The sequence below is a fragment of the Saccharothrix luteola genome (assembly GCF_020859565.1).
In the GTDB taxonomy this organism is placed as follows: domain Bacteria; phylum Actinomycetota; class Actinomycetes; order Mycobacteriales; family Pseudonocardiaceae; genus Actinosynnema; species Actinosynnema luteola.
On sequence record NZ_JAJHUO010000056.1, the window covers coordinates 1 to 19,755 of the forward strand.

Genomic DNA, 19,755 nt, shown 5'->3' on the forward strand with positions numbered 1-19,755 from the left:
AGAGCGCGACCGCCTCGGCCCGGAACTCCGGCGGGTAGTGCTTCATCACCATCTGAACGGGACTCCTGTCCACCCGGATCGTCAGGATCCAAGTGTGTCTGGTGTCCAACATCCAGGGTCAAGTCCCCACCACCACCGTGGCAGGCTCACCCCGCCCCTGCAGGTCGTCGATCAACGTCTGGATCTTGGCGCTGATCGGCACGTCGACGGGTGGCGAGGGCAGTCCGAGGTTCGCGGCGATGCGGGTGACGAGGTCGGCCGTGGTCAGGCCGGTCAGGTGGATCGCCGTGGTGAAAACGTCATCAGGGGGTTGCTCGTCGGCGGCAGGTCTGGAGGTCAACCCGGCGTCGATCAGCGCACGGCGGAGGATCGGGCGCGCATGAATGATCAGGTTTCCCAGGAGGGCAGACTTGCCCGCGCCTGCTCGGCCGGTCACGACGAGCATCCCTCGGTCGTGCGATCGCAACCAGGTCACGATTTCCCGACGCTGCCCGGCCCGACCTTCGAAGTACCAGGCGAGTTCGCCGAGTTCCCCGCCTTGTGCTTTGGGGAGGAAGTGCCGCTGTTCGTCGGCGGGGAGCTGGGACATGGCGTGGCGGAGCCGAATGGCTACGTCCAGGGAGTTGCCCACGGGCATCGGCAAGTCGCGCCGCGCGAGTGCCACGTCGGCGATGTTCTTCGGTATCACCTGACTGTGCTCGGGCAATCGGAGCTTGAGTTCCCGTGCGAGCTGCCACAAGTTGATCTGGTCCTCGGCACCGAAGGTGTCGCGCAGCGCCCGGCCGAGGGCGTGGCTGAACTGGCCCAGCGTCGTGGAACCGGTACCTGACACGCCGACGAGAAGTACCCGGCGCGGTCCCCGGCGGTCGTCGAGCGCGCGGTTGAGCAGTTCCACGAACCGAGCCGACCGGCAAGCATCGATGACAACCATCGCCCACGCCTTCGGGTCACCGTCGGCGTGCTCGCGGGCCGTGATGCGGTAGGCCATGAGCTCCGGTGTGATCCCCTCGAGTTCGACGGGATCAGGACTCGCCGAATGCGCCAGGGTCGCGTGGCTCTGGTTCGACCAACCATGTCCGACCCAGTACAGGATGGAGGCGCAAGTGGCCCGTTCCGCCCACGAGTTGAGGCGGTCGAGCACGGTGGTCAAGTCCCGCTCCCCCATCGGGACGTCCCAGTCGACGCTGGCTGCGCCGAACCCTGCCAGCAGCCCGTAGACCGCGCCCAGTTCTGCCTCGACGTCGAGGTCCTCGTGATGCTGATACTTCCCGATCGCGATCGGGAAGAGCTCCAGCCCGCGCGTCCCGGAATCATCCACCGTCGACCTCGCCGTCGGTGGCGAGCACGAGTTGCGTCACCGGCGAGCCCCCGCCGCCGGAGACCGACACCCGATGCAGGTGCGGCCGATCGACCGTCACGGCGAACTGCCATATCCCGTCGCGCTTGTGCAGCGCGGGCATGTCGACCAGCGCACCGGTCTCAGCATCGGTGATTTCGCACGTCGCGTCGTTGGGGCCATCGACACCGGACACCGGGACAGACCACTCGACCCCTCTCGGCACCGTCCCCGGGACATCGATCCCGAGTTGACCCCGGCCCAGCCGACCGCCCTGATCCACGCCGGTGATCACGGAGCGGACGAACATGCCCACCTCGTCAACGTGCCCGAGCGAGCCGTGCTGTTGTGCCTCCACTTGGGGGGGCGGACCGGGCGGTGTGGCCGAGTTCAGCGGAACGGTGCCATCGCCGGAACCGGGGAATCTCGCGAGTCGTCCGTACCGATCTCGCACGAGTTCGCCGTCGGAGTGCACACGGAATGTGTGGCGCAACCCTGTCGCGACGCCGTGCTCCAAGCCGATGGAGTGCACCGTCCCCTGCTCCACTCCCACCAACGCCCGGTGACCGACCATCGGCACCATGGAGAGTCTGGAGAGAAACCCGAACGACTGCCGTGCCAGTTCGCCGCTGCCGCTGAGGGATTCGATGTCTGACGGGGTGAGGTGGCGAACGTCGTCGGTGGTGTCCACACAGCGGTAGGTCGGGAGCAGATCGTGCAGCCCGGGCAGTCGCGCGGCCAGGCGCTTCAGTCGCCCACTCGGCAGCGGCGTGCCGGCACCGGTGCCGAAAATGACAGCGACCTTCGCTGCGCCTTGAAAGGGCGTCCCCAGGGTGACTGTGGCTCGGATGTCCGCCGTGACCACCGGAGTCGTGCCGCTACCCTCGACCAGCCCCAACGCGCGTGCCACCAGCCCGCCCATGGAATGCGCGACCAGCACCAGACGCGCTTCACGGCCGTCGGGCTGCAAATCGCGGGCCCGTGCGTGCGCGGCGTGGGATCGCCAAGCGTCCAGGTGACGGCGGGCGGCGACGGCGAGGATCCGGGCATTGTGCTCCACGGGCAGGCGCCAGTCGTAGCCGAACTCCAGGACCGCGTCCGGATGCGCGACGACCTTCCGAATCTCCCGCACCAAGTTCGTGTATGGCTCGAAACCGCCCAGCGGGGCCCAGGCGGGGAATCTGAGCAGGCCACGGGCTTCGATACGCACGTCGAGGTCGGCGAGTCGCCGCAATGACCGACCGGATGTCCACGCCTCCCGATACCAGCCAAGCCGGTTGATCCCCCAGAGCACGTCACCGGATGCCGCATCCACCAACGTGCTACCCATGATCCCAGGTATCACCACGACCGCGTCCTGGGAAACCCCCCAGGACAGCCTCTGCTGATCCGGCGACCATTCACCCGGATCGACACCATCATCACTCACACCACGACCTTAACCAGCATACGACTCAGGGCGATTGCGTAGTCGGTCAACAGTGCACTGAGCTGTGGTTTGTGGACGAGGCCTCGCACCCAGGCGAAGGCGGCGGGTGGACCGCATCGGTGATCATGGAGTTGCGACGTTTCACGACTCCGAGGAAGACCTCACCTACCGATGGCATCATCTCTCACCACCCCGCTGACTGTCATGCCTGTGGGGTGACAGAACTCTGCGCTGAGGCGCTGAGCTGCGACGATTCTCGCACCACGTGCTGTTGGAGCATGATCGTGAGGCGTGGCGCTACGACTACTGCGCCTGATCTTCGTCCGGGTCGTCGGCTGGTTGGTTCTGCTCAGTCGGTCATCGGCGGCCAAGGACGTGGAGTTGCTGATGCTGCGGCACGAGGTCGCCGTGCTGCGCCGAACCTACCCTCGCCCGCGGCTGGATTGGGCCGATCGTGCCGTGCTCGTCGCGTTGGTGCGCCGACTCCCCCGACGGCTGCGTGAACATCGATGGTGCCACGGACACCGCGCTCCGGTGGCACCGGCGCCTGGTTGCGAGGAGGTGGACCCGCCCCAACCGCATTGGGCGCGCCCGGTGCGGTTCGGACAGATCCACCTCCTCGCAACCTGGCGCCGGTGCCCTCGCTGGACAGTGGCCGCTGTCACCAACCGGTGCTGGCGCAACCGTCGGGGCAGTCGGCGAACCAGCCCGACGAGCACGGCACGATCGGCCCAATCCAGCCGCGGACGAGGGTGGTCCGGCGCACCACAGCGACATCGAAGTCCGTGGGCAACCAGGCGATCGGCGTCGAACTGTCGGCCGATTTCTGGCACCCCCGGACCCGCTGTCCGCGCCGCCGCCAACCAGGACGAGATCAAGGAGTACCGGCAGACTATGAAGGAGGCGGGCCATTACGAGCCCGTCGCGAGCGCCATGGTGTCATGCGCGGACAAGATGACGCGCGCGCGAGTACGCGAATCCGGAACTGGCGTTGCGGCGGTGAAGAATTCTGGCAGCTTCCTCGGTCCGCAGATCATTTGCGACCACGCGCGGTTCGCAACTCAGTACCTCCGTACTGCTCTACCGTTCCAGCCGAACGGGGCGCTCAGACCCGAGATACCCCGACTTCATCGAGGTGACGAGGCTGGGCCGAACGGGTCGTAACGATCCGGTCCTCACCTGCGACAAATAGTCACCCAGCCCTACCGGGGAGGCGTGACTTGAGCGGTGTCGGCGGCGCGATCGAGCGGTTCGCCGCGTTCCTGAACGGCGACTCGCCACCACCGACGCCGCCGGAACTGGCAGTGCAATCCGCGGACGACCGCGAGCTCGGCACCATGGCATGCATCGTCACCGCCTCCGCTTGGTACGCCGACCAAGCCGGCTCGTCTGAACTGGTCAGGCTGATGTTGACCCGGGCCGTGGAACTGGGCGCCGTCGTCGACGAGTTCCGGCCGTTGGTCGATGTCGTGCTCGACGACCTCGACCTGTACGAGTGCGCCGTGGCCGCGCTCGGTCAGATCGACGCGTTCGTCACCGACTGCGCGGACGCGAGTCTGGACGAGGCGATCGGGGTCCTCGGCGAGTTCCGGGACGGTGGGCACCGACTGACGATCCGGTCGACGTGCATCAAGGCGCTGTTGACGGCGTTGTGGTTGCGGTGGCAGGACTCCGGCCGGGCCGAGGACCTCGACGAGGTGATCACCACCGGAGGCGAAGGTGACGACCTGGTCCGCGCTGCACTCGCGGAACGCGGCGATGGTGACCGTGACGTCTGGCGTCAGGTTCGTCTCGGGATCGCCATGAAGCTGCGTGGCGCTCGTACGGCCGCGTTCGAACGAACGCGCGACATTGTGCACTTGAACGAGGTGGTGCGGCTGGGAACAGTGGCCATGCCGTTCATGCCGCGCGACGACAAGCCGTTTCTGATCGCCTCACACGCAGACGCGCTGCAAACGCGCTATCACTTGACCGGCACCGTCGAGGACCTCGACGACGCGATCGCAGGGCGGCGCAGGCAGCGGATTTTGTTCCCGCAGAACGAGGAGGGCTGGTTCCACGCGAGCGCGATGTTGTGCGAACTCCTGCACGCCCGGCGCGAGATCGCTGAGGTGGCGACCGATCTCGACGGCCTCATCGACCTCAACGAGGACCTGCTGCGCGACGAACGGATCCAGCATGAACACCGGACCGAGCTGGCGTGGATCCAGGCTCGGCGGCTGCGCGAGCGGTGGACGAGGACGGGTTTCGCGGACGACCTCGGCAGGGCGGCCGCGCTCGCACGTGAGCTGGCGGGCCAGACCACCGAGCCCGGACTGCTGTCGTCGCTCGGGTTCATGCTGTTCGAGTGGGCGTCGCTGACCGGTGACGGGGACGATCTCCGGTTGTCGATCGACCTCGGGCGCAGGTCCGCGAGTTCGCCCGGCCCGCCGCGGGATCAGGGACGCCGGCTGTCCAACCTCTTCGTTGCCGAGGTGAGGCTGGCCGAGGAGACGGGTCAGATCGAGGAGTTCGACGCCGCGATCGCCACGGCCCGCGCGACAGTCGCGCTGTTCGGGGAATCGGAGCCGGAGCACGCCGAGTTCCTCGTGAACGTCGCGGCCGGACTGCGCGGACGTTTCCAGCTGTCCGGCTCGGAAGACGACCTCGGGCAGGCCCTTCACTGCACCCGTGCCGCGTTGTCAAGGTCCATCGGCGACGCGGGCAGGATGCGATGCGGTGCTCTTCTGGTCCTGCTCCTCGCGGACCGGCTCGACCGGTTCGGTGATCCAGCCGCCTTCGATGAGGCGAAGCAGGTGATCGAGCAAGGCCTGCACCTGGATCCGGCCTGGCTGGGCAGCATTTCGCACCTCGGTGAGGTCGTCGGCCGCCGAGGCGCGGAGCATGGCATCGATCCCCGCGCGGGGAAGGCGCTGCTGTCGTTGCTTAACCGAGGGATTCTCGAGTCGTGCGTCGAGATGGCGGGGGTGGGTGCCAGGGCCCGCAACCCGGCCGTGCTCGAACTGGCAATGTCCGCGCTCAAAACGGCCGAGTCGCTCGGAGGGGCACCGGATCCGGCGATCTACACCGGGCTGCGCGGCCAGATCCTTTTCCGGCAGTGGCAGATCAGCGGGGTTCGCGCGGACCTCGACACCGCGATCGCCCTGCTCCTCGATGCGGTCTCCGCGACGGAGCGGTCGGCTCCGGTCTGGGCGAGTGACAACTTGAAGGACGCGGCTTACTTGCTGTACCGCAGATACCGGCGGCGAAGTCACCGCGCCGACCTCGAAGAGTCCTGCCGGCTGCTGGAACGTGCGCTCCCACTGGCCGAGGATGGCACCGAGCTGCGCGCCACCGTCGAGGAGCGCCTGCACAGACAGCGGCGGCAGCTCGCCAACGCCCCCATGATGCTCGTGCACAGCGATGTCGGTGAGGTCGATCGCGAGGGTTTGAGCTCCTCGTACGGCATGTCCGCGCTGCAAGCGTGGAACAGAGGCGAACCTCGCGAGTCAGGCCTCTCGTGGGTTCGCGCGGGCGGTGATGTGACCGCTGATCCGGGTAGTCCGCGCGTGTTGTTCCTGCGCACGTTCACCGGTGACGACACCGCCTACAAGGTCATCGACAGTCTTGCGGCGGCACTGGGCGGTGGCGCTGGCCGGATCGAGATCGTCAGCGACCAGCGGGACCGCGACGCCATCGACCCGCGCGTAGACATCATCCCGGCGACGCGGGAGAACTGGCGGCGCGTGGTGCTGGAGCGGATGTTCGCCGCGGACGCCATCGTGTTGTACCTGTCGCCCAAGGACATCGACTTCCCGGAGTTCCCGTTCGCTGACTCGAGGCACCGGATCGCGACCGGTGAGGAGATGCATGACGCATTGGTGGACGCACCGATGTCGCGTCCGATCACCGGGCCTGGTCTGCTGCGCGAGGTCGCCTACCTCAACCGCGCGAACATGCTGCCGATCACCGTTCTGGTGTGCGGCGAGCAGTACCAGGGCACGTTGAACGACCTGATCGCGCTGGCGGGAGCGATGGGTGACGCGACGGACCCCGCCGGGAACTTCCTCACCCCGCGGTTCACCGCCACCGACAAACAGGTCGGGCACCTGCACAAGGCGTATCGCGGCATCAGTTTCCAGCACGAGGAAGGCGCTTTGCCCGGACTCGCGGAGGTGATCCGCACCGCGCTCGCGGACATGCGGACCGAGAACATCACGCGACAACCGGTGCCGTGGCGGCTTCAGGACCTGTGGGGCCGTTCGCCCGAACCGAGGAACCTGCCACCGGACAACGTCGCGAAGATCATCGAGTTCAGCGACGTGGAGGAGCTGCTCTTCCTGCCAGAAGGCGAGATCACCGAGATCAGCCACGACGGGATGCTCGTCGTGCTCGACCGCGAGGCGATCGCCCACGGCTGTCCGCACTGCCGGGCCGCAACGGATCGGATCTTCTTCTTCGTTGAGGGACTGCACAGCGCGCAGGAACTGGCCGAGACCGGACCAGCCACCGCCAAGGCGAGATGCCAGGTCTGCGGCAGGAGGTCCAGCTACCTTGGATTCGGCCACCTGGAACCGATGTAGGAACGAAAGGACGTGCGTGATGCGGCCCTCGATCGTGATCACCGGCAGCGGTTCCCTCGACCGTCCCTACGAACCGAAGCTCAAGAACGGGGAGATGATCCCGGCCGCGAGCGAAGCGATCGGCCGCGAGCTCGCCAAGGCGGGATTCGACCTGGCCGTGTTCTCCAGCAGCCAGAACTACATCGAGAGAGATGTGGTGAAGGGCTATCTGGGAGCTCTCGACGCCCAACATCCGGGCGAGATCATCGTCCACACACCGCACAACCGCGAGGTGGACTTCGGCGTCCCCCCGCACTTGAAACACGTGCTGAAGGTGCGGAAGAACCCGGCCTCGGAGTGGGATATCTCCTACTACCGCGCGCTGCTCAAGGCGGACAGCCTGCTGCTGATCGGCGGTGGTCGTGCCACCCGGATCGCGGGCGTGCTGGCCATGGCGCAGAGGATCCCGATCGTCGCTGTCGCCTGCTTCGGCGCGAGCGCGCTGACGGTGTGGAAGACCTTCAACGAAACCAAGAACGATGTCACCCAGGACGACCTCGACCTGATGGGGGCGGACTGGGGCGACGACTCGGCCGAACGGTTGGTGAAAAGCCTCCAGGACCAACTGGCCCGGCGCGAGGAGCATCTGCGCCAACAGGAGCAGCGAGAGAAGAGCGCACGTCGTCTCCGCACCCTACACGGGGTCGTGGCTCTTCTCTCGTTGGGTCTGGCGGTACTCAGCATTGCGCTGGGATCCCAGACGGCGAACTTCTCGTTGGCCCTCACCTGCGTTCTGGCCGGACCGCTGCTGGCATCGGTTGGTGGGGCGATCGCGCACGACATGACTGCGACGACCTCGGATTTCGTGCTGGCGGTCGTACGCGGCGCGGTCACGGGGGCAGCCGCGGTGCTGCTGTACGTAGCAGCCCAGCGCATCACCGCCACGACCCCGCTGGACATCGAGGCGCTGCACAAGCTCTCGTGGTTCGTGGTCGCGATGGGTTTGCTGGCAGGCATCACCGTCGACCTGGTGTGGGCCAAGATGCGCAACGCGGACGTGCTGTCCGATCAGCCGTTGAAGGTCACCTGACCAGGAGTGCCCCGCGTCTGCCGGAACGTCATCCGTGCAGGTCAGGTGGAGTGGCGGTACTCGTTGACGATGCCGACCGGTCGTGGTCGTCGGCGGATGTTCGAGGCCCCGCCCCGCAGGTAGGCACGATCTCCGGCAGCGTGAACGTGAACCACGGCCCGATTGAGCCGCCTCCCCGTCGTCCGGGCTCATCGGCGGGCACCCCGCTCATCGCGCCTCGTACTTCACCCTGGGCCGGGCCCCCGATGATCGGCTGTCGCGCATGCCAGGGCACGCCTACGAACACGTCACGTGGAGCAAGTTCGTCGAGGCGATGCTGACGGTGGGCTGCACGCAACCGGAGTTCACGGCGGTGTCCGCCGCCAAGCAGCAGTTGGTCGAGCAACTGTCACCGGATCGGACGTCGCCACTGAGCCAAGCCGACCGGGACCTGGCGGTGACGGCCTATGCCGACGCAACGTTTGGCGCGCGACGCGCCCGGTTCGGGCGACGTTGATCACGTCACCCTTCTTCGGAGAGGAGACCGGGCGGGGTCGATGAGGATCACCACGGCGACCACGGCGACCGCTGCCAAGCTGCGGAGCCGAACAGCACTATCCAGGGCGACCGTGTCACGAGGCTCGCGTGGGAACCGTCCCACCCGGACTGGTCGGTGTCGCTGCGGCGGCCGGGTCGATCGTCAAGGGTGCATCCGGGCGCCCTTGAGGGCTTTGTCGACCGCGTTGCGCGGGCCGTGCACGCCGATGCCCACGAGGTCCAAGGCGGCACGCGGGACGGCTCGCACCGCGGCCCGGTTGTCCACGTCGTTGCCGGTGGCGAACAGGTCGGAGGTGAACACCGCCAGCGCCAGGCCCCGCGTGACGACCTTGGTGTGCGCGGTGGTCAGGACTTCCTTGCCGCCGGTCAGGACGAGCACCGGTTGGCCGAGCATCGGCAGGTACGTCGTGCCGTCCGCGTCCTCGTACGGTTCCCCGACGGCCTCCGGCACGGCCGCGGTGAGGGCGCCGGCCAGGAAGGCGGTCACGTTCAACGCCTGCCACGGCGCCAGGTCGTCGCGGAGCAGGACGGCGAACTTGGTCTCGAATCGTTCCACCCGCACACCGTCGCCGAACCGGACGGCGCCCGTCTTGTACGTTCTTGACGTGGGCCCCGACATCGCCGCGTGGCGGCCCGCCGTGCCGGGCATCGCCGAGGTGCTGCACGCGCGCTTCACCGACCACGCCTACCCGGCGCACACGCACGACGCGTGGACGTTGCTGCTGGTCGACACCGGCACGGTGACCTACGGCCTGGACCACCGCGAGCACGGCGCGGCGCCCGCGTCGGTCACCCTGCTCCCGCCGCACGTGCCGCACGACGGCCGCAACGCGACCTCCGAGGGCTTCCGCAAGCGGGTCCTCTACCTCGACACGTCGGTCCTCGGCACGGACCTGGTCGGCGCGGCGGTCGACCACCCCGCGTTCGCCGACCCGGCGCTGCGCCTGCGCGTGCACCAGCTGCACGGCGTGCTGCACGGCGGCGACGAGTGGGAGGCCGAGTCCAGGTTGGCCCTGGTCCGCGACCGGCTGCACGCCCACCTCACCCGGCGCGCGCCGACGACGCCGGAGGCCGAGCCCGGCCTGGCCCGCACGTTGCGGGACCTGCTGGACGCCCACGTGACCGACGGCCTCACCCTGTCCGACGCCGCCACGCGGCTGGCCGCCGCCCCGGAACGCCTGGTCCGCGCGTTCACCCGCGAGTTCGGCCTGCCCCCGCACCGCTACCTGACCGGCCGCCGCGTCGACCTGGCCCGCCGCCTGCTGCTCGACGGGCTGCCACCGGCCCAGGTCGCACCGGCCGTCGGCTTCTACGACCAGTCCCACCTGACCCGGCACTTCCGCCGGATGCTCGGGACCGCACCGGGCGCGTACGCGCGATCGGGCACCTCACGCGTGGTCCACGACCGCAGCTGACGCGGTCACGGATGCGGCCCGGCAACCGGTCCGGTCGGCGGAAGCGGTGACCGCACCGCCATCGCCGCAGTATTGCGGGACCGCGCAGGAGTGCGGTCTGGATGATGCGGGGGTGCGAGTTGGTGACGAGTCCGACGGACCCGAGCCCCCGGCCGGGAACGGGCGCGCGACCGGCGCCGGGTCGAACGTCGCGACGGCCACGTCGGGCGGTGTGGTCGTCCAGGCGGGTCGGGACGTGAACCTGCGGACCGGTGAGCCGGTCCGGACGCGGTACCGGCACCAGGTGCTCAGGATCGCGCCGGAGGAGCTGGTCGGTCGCGAGTCGGAGTTGGCCGACCTGGCGGCGTTCTGCGCCGAGGCGTCGGCCGACGGCTGGTTCCGGTGGCTGAAGGCGGCGGCGTGGGCCGGGAAGTCGGCGTTGCTGTCGTGGTTCGTGGTGAACCCGCCGCCCGGGGTGCGGGTGGTGTCGTTCTTCGTGACGGCGCAGCTCGCCGACCAGGCCGACCGGGTGGCGTTCGTGGAGAACGTGCTGGAGCAGTTGCTCGCGCTCCTGGGCGAGCAGATGCCACCGTTCCTGACCCCGGCCACGCGTGAGGCGCACCTGTTGGGGCTCTTGGAGGACGCGGCCTCCCTGTGCGCCGAACGCGGTGAGCGCCTGGTGCTCGTCGTGGACGGGTTGGACGAGGACCGGGGCGTCACCGCGGGACCGGACTCGCACAGCATCGCCGCCCTGCTCCCGGCTCGCCCGCTGGAGGGGCTGCGGGTCGTGGTGGCGGGACGGCCCGACCCACCCGTGCCCGACGACGTGCCGGAGGGCCACCCGCTGCGCGACGGCGGGGTCGTCCGGGAGCTGGAGGTCTCGCCGGAGGCCCGCGCGGTGCGCGCGGAGATGAAGCGCGACCTGAAGCGCCTGCTGGCCGGCCACCCCGAACGGGACCTGCTGGGCCTGGTCGTCGCCTCGGAAGGAGGGCTGACCGCGGTCGACCTCGCCACGTTGACCGGCACCCTGGCCTGGGAGGTGCGCGAACACCTCGGCACGGCGGCGGGGCGGAGCTTCACCCGGCGCGACAACGACCTCGCCCCGGGCACGGCCCCGGAGGTGTACCTGCTGGCGCACGGCGACCTGCAGGTCACCGCCGCGGAGATGCTGGGCGAGGACGCGGTGTCCGCCTACCGGGACGTGGTCCACCGGTGGGCCGCGGGGTACCGGCACCGGGGATGGCCCGCGGAAACGCCGGAGTACCTGCTGCGCGGCTACCTCTTCATGCTGCTCACCACGGCCGACGTCGGGCAGGCCACCGCCCTGTGCACCGATCCCGCCCGCCACGAACGGCTGTTCGCGCGGACCGGTGGCGACCGCGCCGCCGTCGCCCAGATCACGGCGACCCTCGACCGCCACGTCACCGGTGAAGACGCGCCCGACCTCAGCGCGGTCGCGCGCCTGGCGGTGCACCGCGACCACCTGACCGATCGCACCACCCGCGTGCCGCCGGACGTGCCCAGGCTGTGGGTTCGCATGGGCCGGCCCAACCGCGCGATCTCCTTGGCGTTGGCGGTCACGGGCGACCACCGGCAGAGCCGGGCGCTCGCGTCGGTCGTGGACGCGCTGGTCGAAGAGGGCCTGCACGACCAAGCTGCGGACACCGCCGCCCTCATCCCCATCCCCTCCCGCCGCGGCACCACCCTGGTCTCCGTCGCCCGAACGCTCGCCGGTGCCGGAGAGCTCGACAAGGCCACGAAGCTCCTCGACCAGGCCGTCGACACCGCCCGATCCGTCAACGACCCCGACCACCAGAGCCTGATCCTGGTAGCCGTGGTCGACCTCCTGGTCGAAACCCGCCTGCACGACCGGGCCGCGGCGACCGCCGCCCTCATCCCGAACCCCTCCCGCCGCGGCACCACCCTGGTCTCCGTGGCCCGATCCCTCGCCGCCACCGGGCAACGCGACCGAGCCGCGGACCTGCTCGACCGAGCCGTCGACACCGCCCTCTCCCTCGACGGCCCCGACCACCAGAGCCCGATCCTGGCAGCCGCGGTCGAAGCGCTGTTCCACAGCGGACTCCACGACCGGGCGATCCGGACGGCCTCCGCGATCACCAACCCCTTCCGCCAGGGCGCCGTGCTGACCTCCGTGGTCAGGTCGCTGCTCAGGGACCACCTCCACGACCGGGCCGTCGAAGCCGCACGTACCGTCGTCGACGCCGACTGGAAGGGCGCGGCGCTGGTGTCGGTGATCGAGGCGCTGGCGGCGGAAGGCTTGCACGCGCGGGTCCAGGACCTCTTGGACGAGGTCACCCAGGCCGTCCGCGCCATGCCCAGCCCGCACCAGCGGAACACCGCGTTCGTGTCGATGGCCAGGGCGCTCGCCACCGCCCACCAGGACGACCGGGAGTCCGCGACCGCCCCCGCGCTCGCCGACTCGAAGCAGCCGTCCCGGCAGGACCTGCACGAGCGGACCGCCCTCGCGCACGCTTCGCCGGGGTCCACCATGGAGTCGGTGGTCGAGACGCTGACCGCCGCCGGCCACCACGACCGGGCGGCGGAGACCGCTCGCTCGATCACCGATCCGGCCGGGCGGCGAGCGGCCCTGGTGTCCGTCGCGGAGGCCCTGCTCGAGGCCGAGCGGCACGACGAGGCGGAGTACGCCATCGAGTCCACCACCGACCGCTACCGGCGCAACGCGGCGCTGGCGTCCGCGGCCAAGGCGCTGGCGGACGCAGGACTCCCCGAGCGCGCCTTGGAGACCGGCCGCTTGATCGTCGCGCGGCACGAGGCCGCCCCGGTCGTCGCGTCGTTGGTCGAAGCGGGCATGTACGACCACGCCGTGGAGGTCGCGTTCGACGCGAACGACGGCTCGGTGCTGGTCTCGGTCGGCCGGACGCTGGTCGAAGCCGGCCGGTGCGCGGTGGCCGTCGAGGTCGCCCGACTGATCGCCGACCCCGACCAGCGGGACCTGCTCCTGACCGCGGTGGCCAAGGGGTTGGTCCAGGCCGGCCTGGACCACCTGGCCCTGGACACGGCTGCCCGGTCGATCACCGACGACTACCGCAAGGTCTTGGCCTTGGTCCCGATCGCCAAGGCGTTCGCCGAGGACGGCGTCCGTGACCAAGTGGACGAGGTCGTCGACGAGACCGTCCGCGCGGCGCGGTCGATCACCGACGCCTACCGGCGGAGTTGGTCGTTGGTGCTGGTCGTCAGGATGCTGGCCGCGCACGGGCGGCACGGCCGCGCCGAGGTGCTCGTGCACGACATCGTCGCCGCCGCCAACGCCGTGGACGACGTCGAACTGCAGGGCCTGGCCCTGGAATCGGCGGCCAACGCGCTGGTCGAAAGCGGTCTGCACGAGCAGGCGATCGAGGTCACGCGGTCGATCGCCAATCCGGAGCTGCGGGCTTCAGAGCTGGTGACGCTGGCGGAAGGGCTGTACGGAACGGGTTTCCAGGACCGGGCCGAAGACCTCGTGGACGAAGCCGTCCAGGTCGCGCACACGGCCGACGACCTGATCCAGGACGGCCGGGCGTTGATGGCGCTCGCCTGGGTGCTGGCCAGGGCCGGGCACCCCGACCAGGCGGTCGGCGCGGTCGACCTGATCACCGATCACGACCGCCGGGCCTGGGCGCTGGTGTCGGTGGCGAAGGGGTTGGTCGAGGCAGGCCTGCTCGACCGGGCCGGAGACCTCGCCGAGGAGGTCGTCACGGCGGCGCGGTCGATCACGGACCCCTACCGGCGGACTTCGGCGCTGGCGGTGGCCGCCGGCGTCCTGCACGCCCTCGGCCGTCGTGACCGAGCCCGGCGCCTCGTCGACGCGGTCCTGTGGCCCGCTCAGTCGGTCGACGACCGCGACCTGCGCGGCTCGGAGCTGGTGGCGGTCGTCGAAGCGCTGGCCGAAGGTGGCCTGCACGACCTCGCGGTGGAAACCGTCGCCCCGATCACCCACCGCCACCAGCGCGATTCGGCCCTCGCCGCAGTGGCCAAGGGACTCGCCAGGGCGGGCACGCACGACCGGGCGGTCGAGATCGCGTCCCTGATCGTCGACGCCCAGCGGCGGAGCTGGTCGCTGCTGTCGGTGGTCGAAGCACTGGTCGAGGCAGGGCGGCACGACCGGGCGACCGCGGTCGCCCGGTCGATCCCCCGACCGCACCAGCGGGGGCTCGCGATCGCGGGACTGACCGAACGCCTCGTCGGCACGGACCGCGAAGACCGTGTCGGTGACCTGGTCGAAGAACTCGTCAAGGCCGCCGACGAGACCACCGGCCCGGGCCACCAGGCGCTGTCTCTGGCCGCGGCGTCGAAGGCGATGGCCCTGATCGGCCGCCACGACCGGGCCGAGGACCTGCTGGACCGGGCCGAGGTGGCGATGCGCGGCATCGACAGCTGGTACGACCGGAACTCGGCGCTGGCCGCGATTGCCACCGCGCTCGCCGCAGGAGGGCACGACGACCGGGCCGGGCAGACCGTCGAGTCGATCACCGACCCCGACCAGCGCGCTTCGGCGCTGGCGGCGTTGGCCGAGGCCCTGGCCACCTGCGGGCGCCACGACCGGGCGCTGGAGGTGATCGACTCCATGGTCGACCCGGACCAGCGGTGCCGAACCACGATGCGGCTGGCCCGCCTGGTCCGGGACACCGCTCCGGCCACCGCCCGACGCCTGGCCGCCCTCGCCCTGCGGATCGCGCACTGGAGCACGGCGGGCGCCGATCTCTGCCACGTGTCCGAGCCGACCGCGCTGGCCATGATCGACGAGGTCACCGCGCTCACCGGAGCGGGGACGGGTCGGCCATCACCGGACGAAGCCACCGGCCAGTACGCCCTCTTCGAGTAGGTCCCGCGCCAAAGCCCCCGAACGGGCGATGCCGCCGCCGGCGCGGCCTGCGTACATTCGACCGGATCGGTGATTTCCTCACTGTAGGAGAGCGCATGAGGAAAATCTTCAACCGGCGACGGGTGCTCGTCGGGCTGGCGGCCCTGCTGGTCGGCTCCGCCCCGGCGGTGGCGGCGGCCGGCACCGGTGACGTCGTGGCGGACGCGGTGCGGCGGATGAGCCTGGAGGAGAAGGTCGGCCAGCTGTTCGTCACCTACGCCTACGGCGCGACGGTCGACGCGTCCGACCCGGCCTCGGTGGCCGCCAACCGGCGGCAGCACGGCGTGGACAACGCCGAACAGCTGATCCGGAAGTACCACCTCGGCGGCATCGTCTACTTCGCGTGGTCCGGCAACACGGCCAACCCCGCGCAGGTCGCGGCGCTGTCCAACGGCATCCAGCGGGTGTCGGCGATCCCCGCCCTGATCAGCACCGACCAGGAGTACGGCGTGGTGTCGCGGATCGGGGAGCCGGTCACGCCGTTCCCCGGCAACATGGCGCTCGGCGCGGCCCGCGACCCGGAGGCGGCGGGCGAGGCGGCCCTGATCGCCGGGCGGGAACTGCGCGCGATGGGCGTCAACCAGGACTTCGCGCCGGTCGCCGACGTCAACGTCAACGCGCTCAACCCGGTGATCGGCGTCCGCTCGTTCGCCGAGGACCCCGAGCTGACGGCCCAGTTGGTCGAGGCTCAGGTCCGGGGGTACGAGCGGGGTGGTGTGTCGGCGACCGCGAAGCACTTCCCCGGGCACGGCGACACCGCCGTGGACAGCCACACCGGCCTGCCCGTGATCGGGCACAGCCGCGAGGACTGGGAACGGCTGGACGCGCCGCCGTTCCGCCGCGCGATCGCCGCCGGCATCGACTCGATCATGACCGCGCACATCGTGGTGCCCGCGCTCGACCCGTCCGGCGATCCGGCCACGCTCTCCCGGCCGATCATCACCGGCGTCCTGCGCGACCGGCTCGGCTACGAGGGCGTGGTGATCACCGACTCGCTCGGGATGGCCGGTGTGCGGCAGGAGTACGGCGACGACCGCGTGCCCGTGCTGGCCCTGAAGGCCGGCGTCGACCAGTTGCTGATGCCGCCGGACATCGACCTCGCGTTCAACGCGGTGCTGGCGGCGGTGCGCGACGGCGAGCTCACCGAACAGCGCATCGACCAGTCGGTCCGCCGGATCCTGCGGATGAAGGCGAAGCGCGGCCTGTTCGACGACCCGTTCGTCGACCCGGCGAGGCTGCCGGAGGTCGTCGGGACGGCCCCGAACAAGCAGGCGGCGCAGCGGATCACGGACCGGACCACGACGCTCGTGCGCAACGCGGTCCTGCCCCTGCGCACGCCACCGGCAACGGTGTTCGCCACCGGCTGGGGCACGACCGCCGACCCGGTGCCGCACCGGCTCGCCGACGCCGTCGGCCGCCGTTCGGCGACGACGAGCGCCCTGGTCACCGGCGCGAACCCGAACCAGGCGACGATCGACCGCGCGGTCGCCGGTTCCACCGCCGCCGACCTGACGATCGTCGCGACCAACAAGGCGTGGACCGACGTCGGCCAGCAGAACCTGGTGAAGGCGCTGCTGGCCACCGGGAAACCGGTCGTCGTCATCGCGGTCCGGGACCCGTACGACATCGCGTACTTCCCGGAAGCCCAGACCTACCTGGCGACCTACTCCTACACCGCGGTCTCGGTGGAGTCGGCGGTGCGGGTGCTGTACGGGGAACGGGCCCCGACAGGGAAGCTGCCCGTCACGATCCCGGTCGCGAACGACCCCTCGACCGCGCTGCACCCGTTCGGCCACGGCCTGACCTGGGAGGGCTGACCCGATGCGTCGCCTGCCGACCGCCGTCCTGTGCGCGTTGCTGGTCGCGACACCGTCCGCGGTGGCCGAGCCGGCGAGCACCGCGACCGTGCCGCTGACCGTGATGACCTACAACATCCACACCGGCATCGGCGTGGACGGCAGGCTGGACCTGGCGCGGGTGGCCGCGGACATCACGGCCTCCGGCGCCGACGTGGTCGGCGTGCAGGAGGTCGACGTCCACTGGATGGCCCGCAGCGAGTGGCGTGACCAGGCGGCGGAGCTGGCCGCCGCGGTCGGCATGGACGTCTACTTCGCGCCCATCTACGACCTCGACCCGGCGGAACCGGGCAAGCCGCGGCGGCAGTACGGCGTGGCGGTGCTCAGCCGGCACCCGATCACCGCGGCGGAGAACCACCCGATCACCCGGCTGTCCACCCAGGTGCCGGACCCGACGCCCGCGCCGGCACCGGGGTTCCCCGAGGTCGTGCTGAACGTGCGCGGCGAACGCGTGCACGTCTACGACACCCACCTGGACTACCGCACCGACCCGGCGGTGCGCCGGGCGCAGGTCGCCGACATGCTGCGCGTGATGGCCGAGGACCGGGGCGAGGCGCGGGTGCTGCTCGGCGACTTCAACGCGACGCCGGACGCGCCCGAGCTCGCTCCACTGTGGACTGAGCTGGTCGACGCGTGGGCGATGACCGACCCGTCCTCCCCCGGCACGACCTACCCGGCGGCGGCGCCGACCAAGCGCATCGACTACGTCGCCGCCGGCTACCCGGCCCGGGTGCGCGAGACGCGCGTGGTCACGACCGGCGCGTCGGACCACCTGCCCGTGGTGGCCGACTTGGCCATCGTCCGACGACACGGTTCCCCCTGGGACGGACCGCTTCCCGACGAACGCCTGCGCTACGGCACGGCACGGCAAGCCGGACTCGCCGCCGAGCACGTCGACCGACTGGTGCCCGACGTCGAGGCGGGTGTGCGGGCCGTGCCCCAGGCGTTCCCGGGCGGCGTGGTGCTGGCCGCGCGCAACGGCGTGATCGCCCGCCACGCGGCCGTGGGGGACGCGCTGCGGTACGGGGCCGACGGCGCGGAACTGCCGCCCGACCAGCGGATCCCGATGCGCGAGGACACCGTCTTCGACGTGGCGTCGATCTCGAAGCTCTTCACCACCGTGGTCGCGCTGCGGCTGGTCGAGCGCGGCCTGGTCGACCTTGACGAACCAGCCGCGCGCTACCTGCCCGAGTTCGGCCAGAACGGCAAGCAGGACGTCACGCTCAAGCAGTTGCTGACCCACACCTCCGGGCTGCCGGCCGGCTTGGCGCTCGGCTCCTACCCGACGGTCGACCAACGGCTGGCCGCGGTCTACGCGGTGGCGCTCCGCTCGCAGCCGGGCACGCGGTACGTCTACTCGGACCTGAGCCTCATCGTGATCGGCAAGGTGCTGGAACGGGTCACCGGCCGGTCGCTGCCGGACCTCGTGGCCTCGGAGGTCACCGAGCCGCTGGGGCTGCGCGACACCATGTTCACCCCGCCGGAGAGCCTGCGACCGCGCATCGCGCCGACCCAGTACACCGGCGGTTCGCGCGGGCTGATCTGGGGCCAGGTGCACGACTCCACGTCCTGGTACCTCGGTGGCACGGCGGGGCACGCCGGCGTCTTCTCCACCGCGCGCGACCTCGCCGTCTTCGCCCAGATGCTGCTCAACGGCGGCCGGTACGGCGACCGGCGGGTCCTGCGGGCGGACAGCGTGCGGGCGATGACGACCAACTGGAACGCGGCCATGCCGGGCGCCGACCGCGGGCTCGGCCTGGACGTCAACAAACCCGCGTTCATGGGCATGCTGGCCACGCCGTACACCGTGGGGCACACCGGGTACACCGGGACCTCGCTGGTCATCGAGCCGGCGAGCCGGTCCTTCGTGCTGCTGCTGACCAACCGCGTGCACCCGACGGCGGCAGGCCCCGCGACCAACCCGTACCGGCACCTGGTGGCCGACCACCTGGCACGCGCCGTCCTGGACCGGTGACTAGACCGTCGAGAGCCGGAGCAGGCGCCGGCCCCACACGACGGCGAGGACGGCCAGCGCCAGCCACGCCGCCGCGGCGGCGATCGAGCGGGGTGAGCCGAGGTCGAGCGCGGCGTCACCGAGGGTCGCGGCCAGGGCGGTGGTCGGCAGCAGGCCGAGCGCGGTACCGGCGGCGAAGGACCTCGGCGCGACGGCGGTGACGCCCGCGCCGTAGTTGGACACCGCGAACGGGATCACGGGGAGCAGGCGGAGCACGACCGTGGCGGACAGGCCGTTGCGCGCGAAGACCGCGTCGAGCGCCTTCAGCCGGCCGGAGCCCAGCCACCGCGCCACGGACCGCCGCCCGAGCAGGCGTGCGACGGAGAACGAGATCAGCGCACCGGCCGTGAAGCCCGCCACCGCGACCACCAGGCCCGGCAGGACGCCGAACAGCAGGCCGGACGCCGTGGCCAGCACCGGTTTCGGGAAGAACGCCGCCGTCCCCGCCGCGCACAGGGCGAAGAACACCAGCGGGGCCAGCCCGCCGTTGCCGTCGACCCAGCCGCGGAGCTGTTCGGGATCCGGCAGGTCGAGCACCGCGGCGGCGATCGCGAGAGCTACGACCACGACGGCCGCTCCCACCACCCGCGCGTGCCGCACCGTCTCTCCTGCGCTCCCCGCCGACCTCGTGGCCGGCTGTCCGTCATCGTAGGTCCTCGCCGCACCGGACCGCGCT

The 19,755-nt window shown here is 70.7% G+C and carries 11 protein-coding genes; 7 read left to right on the forward strand and 4 right to left on the reverse strand.

The window, feature by feature from the left end:
• Positions 1–118: 118 nt before the first annotated feature.
• Positions 119–1,318 (reverse strand): hypothetical protein, encoded by a 1,200-nt coding sequence (locus LNK82_RS45715; RefSeq protein ID WP_230573075.1) that lies wholly within the window; start codon positions 1,316–1,318, stop codon positions 119–121.
• On the reverse strand, positions 1,311–2,765 hold the full coding sequence (locus tag LNK82_RS45720) for a lipase/acyltransferase domain-containing protein (RefSeq protein ID WP_230573076.1): 1,455 nt from the start codon (positions 2,763–2,765) through the stop codon (positions 1,311–1,313). Before LNK82_RS45720 ends, LNK82_RS45715 begins: the two co-directional genes overlap by 8 nt.
• Before the next feature lie 1,220 nt (positions 2,766–3,985).
• On the opposite strand from LNK82_RS45720, the gene LNK82_RS45725 reads away from it, so the two are divergent.
• The 3 genes from LNK82_RS45725 (at position 3,986) to LNK82_RS45735 (ending at position 8,892) form a co-directional block, all read left to right on the forward strand.
• Positions 3,986–7,327 carry a hypothetical protein gene (locus tag LNK82_RS45725; RefSeq protein ID WP_230573077.1) on the forward strand — a complete coding sequence of 1,114 codons (3,342 nt, stop codon included), beginning with the start codon at positions 3,986–3,988 and terminating at the stop codon, positions 7,325–7,327.
• Between the two features lie 19 nt (positions 7,328–7,346).
• Positions 7,347–8,396, forward strand: a complete 1,050-nt coding sequence (locus tag LNK82_RS45730) for a hypothetical protein (RefSeq protein ID WP_230573078.1) — start codon at positions 7,347–7,349, stop codon at positions 8,394–8,396.
• A gap of 262 nt (positions 8,397–8,658) precedes the next feature.
• Complete coding sequence (locus LNK82_RS45735; RefSeq protein ID WP_230573079.1) at positions 8,659–8,892, forward strand: hypothetical protein; 234 nt, start codon at positions 8,659–8,661, stop codon at positions 8,890–8,892.
• 183 nt (positions 8,893–9,075) lie between these two features.
• Here LNK82_RS45735 and LNK82_RS45740 read toward each other — a convergent pair whose 3' ends face one another.
• A complete protein-coding gene (locus LNK82_RS45740) occupies positions 9,076–9,489 on the reverse strand; it encodes a DUF2000 domain-containing protein (RefSeq protein ID WP_230573080.1) in 414 nt (137 codons plus the stop codon).
• Positions 9,490–9,538: 49 nt separating this feature from the next.
• On the opposite strand from LNK82_RS45740, the gene LNK82_RS45745 reads away from it, so the two are divergent.
• The 4 genes from LNK82_RS45745 (at position 9,539) to LNK82_RS48140 (ending at position 19,040) form a co-directional block, all read left to right on the forward strand.
• Positions 9,539–10,348, forward strand: a complete 810-nt coding sequence (locus LNK82_RS45745; RefSeq protein WP_230573081.1) for an AraC family transcriptional regulator — start codon at positions 9,539–9,541, stop codon at positions 10,346–10,348.
• Positions 10,349–10,460: 112 nt separating this feature from the next.
• Positions 10,461–15,170 carry a tetratricopeptide repeat protein gene (locus tag LNK82_RS45750; RefSeq protein ID WP_230573082.1) on the forward strand — a complete coding sequence of 1,570 codons (4,710 nt, stop codon included), beginning with the start codon at positions 10,461–10,463 and terminating at the stop codon, positions 15,168–15,170.
• 95 nt (positions 15,171–15,265) lie between these two features.
• Positions 15,266–17,026: a glycoside hydrolase family 3 protein gene (locus LNK82_RS45755; RefSeq protein ID WP_230573083.1), complete on the forward strand. Its 1,761-nt coding sequence runs from the start codon at positions 15,266–15,268 to the stop codon at positions 17,024–17,026.
• Positions 17,027–17,030: 4 nt separating this feature from the next.
• Positions 17,031–19,040 carry a serine hydrolase gene (locus LNK82_RS48140; protein WP_308257577.1) on the forward strand — a complete coding sequence of 670 codons (2,010 nt, stop codon included), beginning with the start codon at positions 17,031–17,033 and terminating at the stop codon, positions 19,038–19,040.
• On the opposite strand, the gene LNK82_RS45770 is transcribed toward LNK82_RS48140, so the two are convergent.
• Positions 19,041–19,679, reverse strand: a complete 639-nt coding sequence (locus LNK82_RS45770; protein WP_230573084.1) for a TVP38/TMEM64 family protein — start codon at positions 19,677–19,679, stop codon at positions 19,041–19,043.
• Positions 19,680–19,755: the final 76 nt, after the last annotated feature.

Bases quoted from the DNA above. Each gene is read 5' to 3' on its own strand.
- LNK82_RS45755 (WP_230573083.1), top strand. From the start codon at position 15,266: ATGAGGAAAATCTTCAACCGGCGACGGGTGCTCGTCGGGCTGGCGGCC.
- LNK82_RS45730 (WP_230573078.1), top strand. From the start codon at position 7,347: ATGCGGCCCTCGATCGTGATCACCGGCAGCGGTTCCCTCGACCGTCCC.
- LNK82_RS48140 (WP_308257577.1), top strand. From the start codon at position 17,031: ATGCGTCGCCTGCCGACCGCCGTCCTGTGCGCGTTGCTGGTCGCGACA.
- LNK82_RS45735 (WP_230573079.1), top strand. From the start codon at position 8,659: ATGCCAGGGCACGCCTACGAACACGTCACGTGGAGCAAGTTCGTCGAG.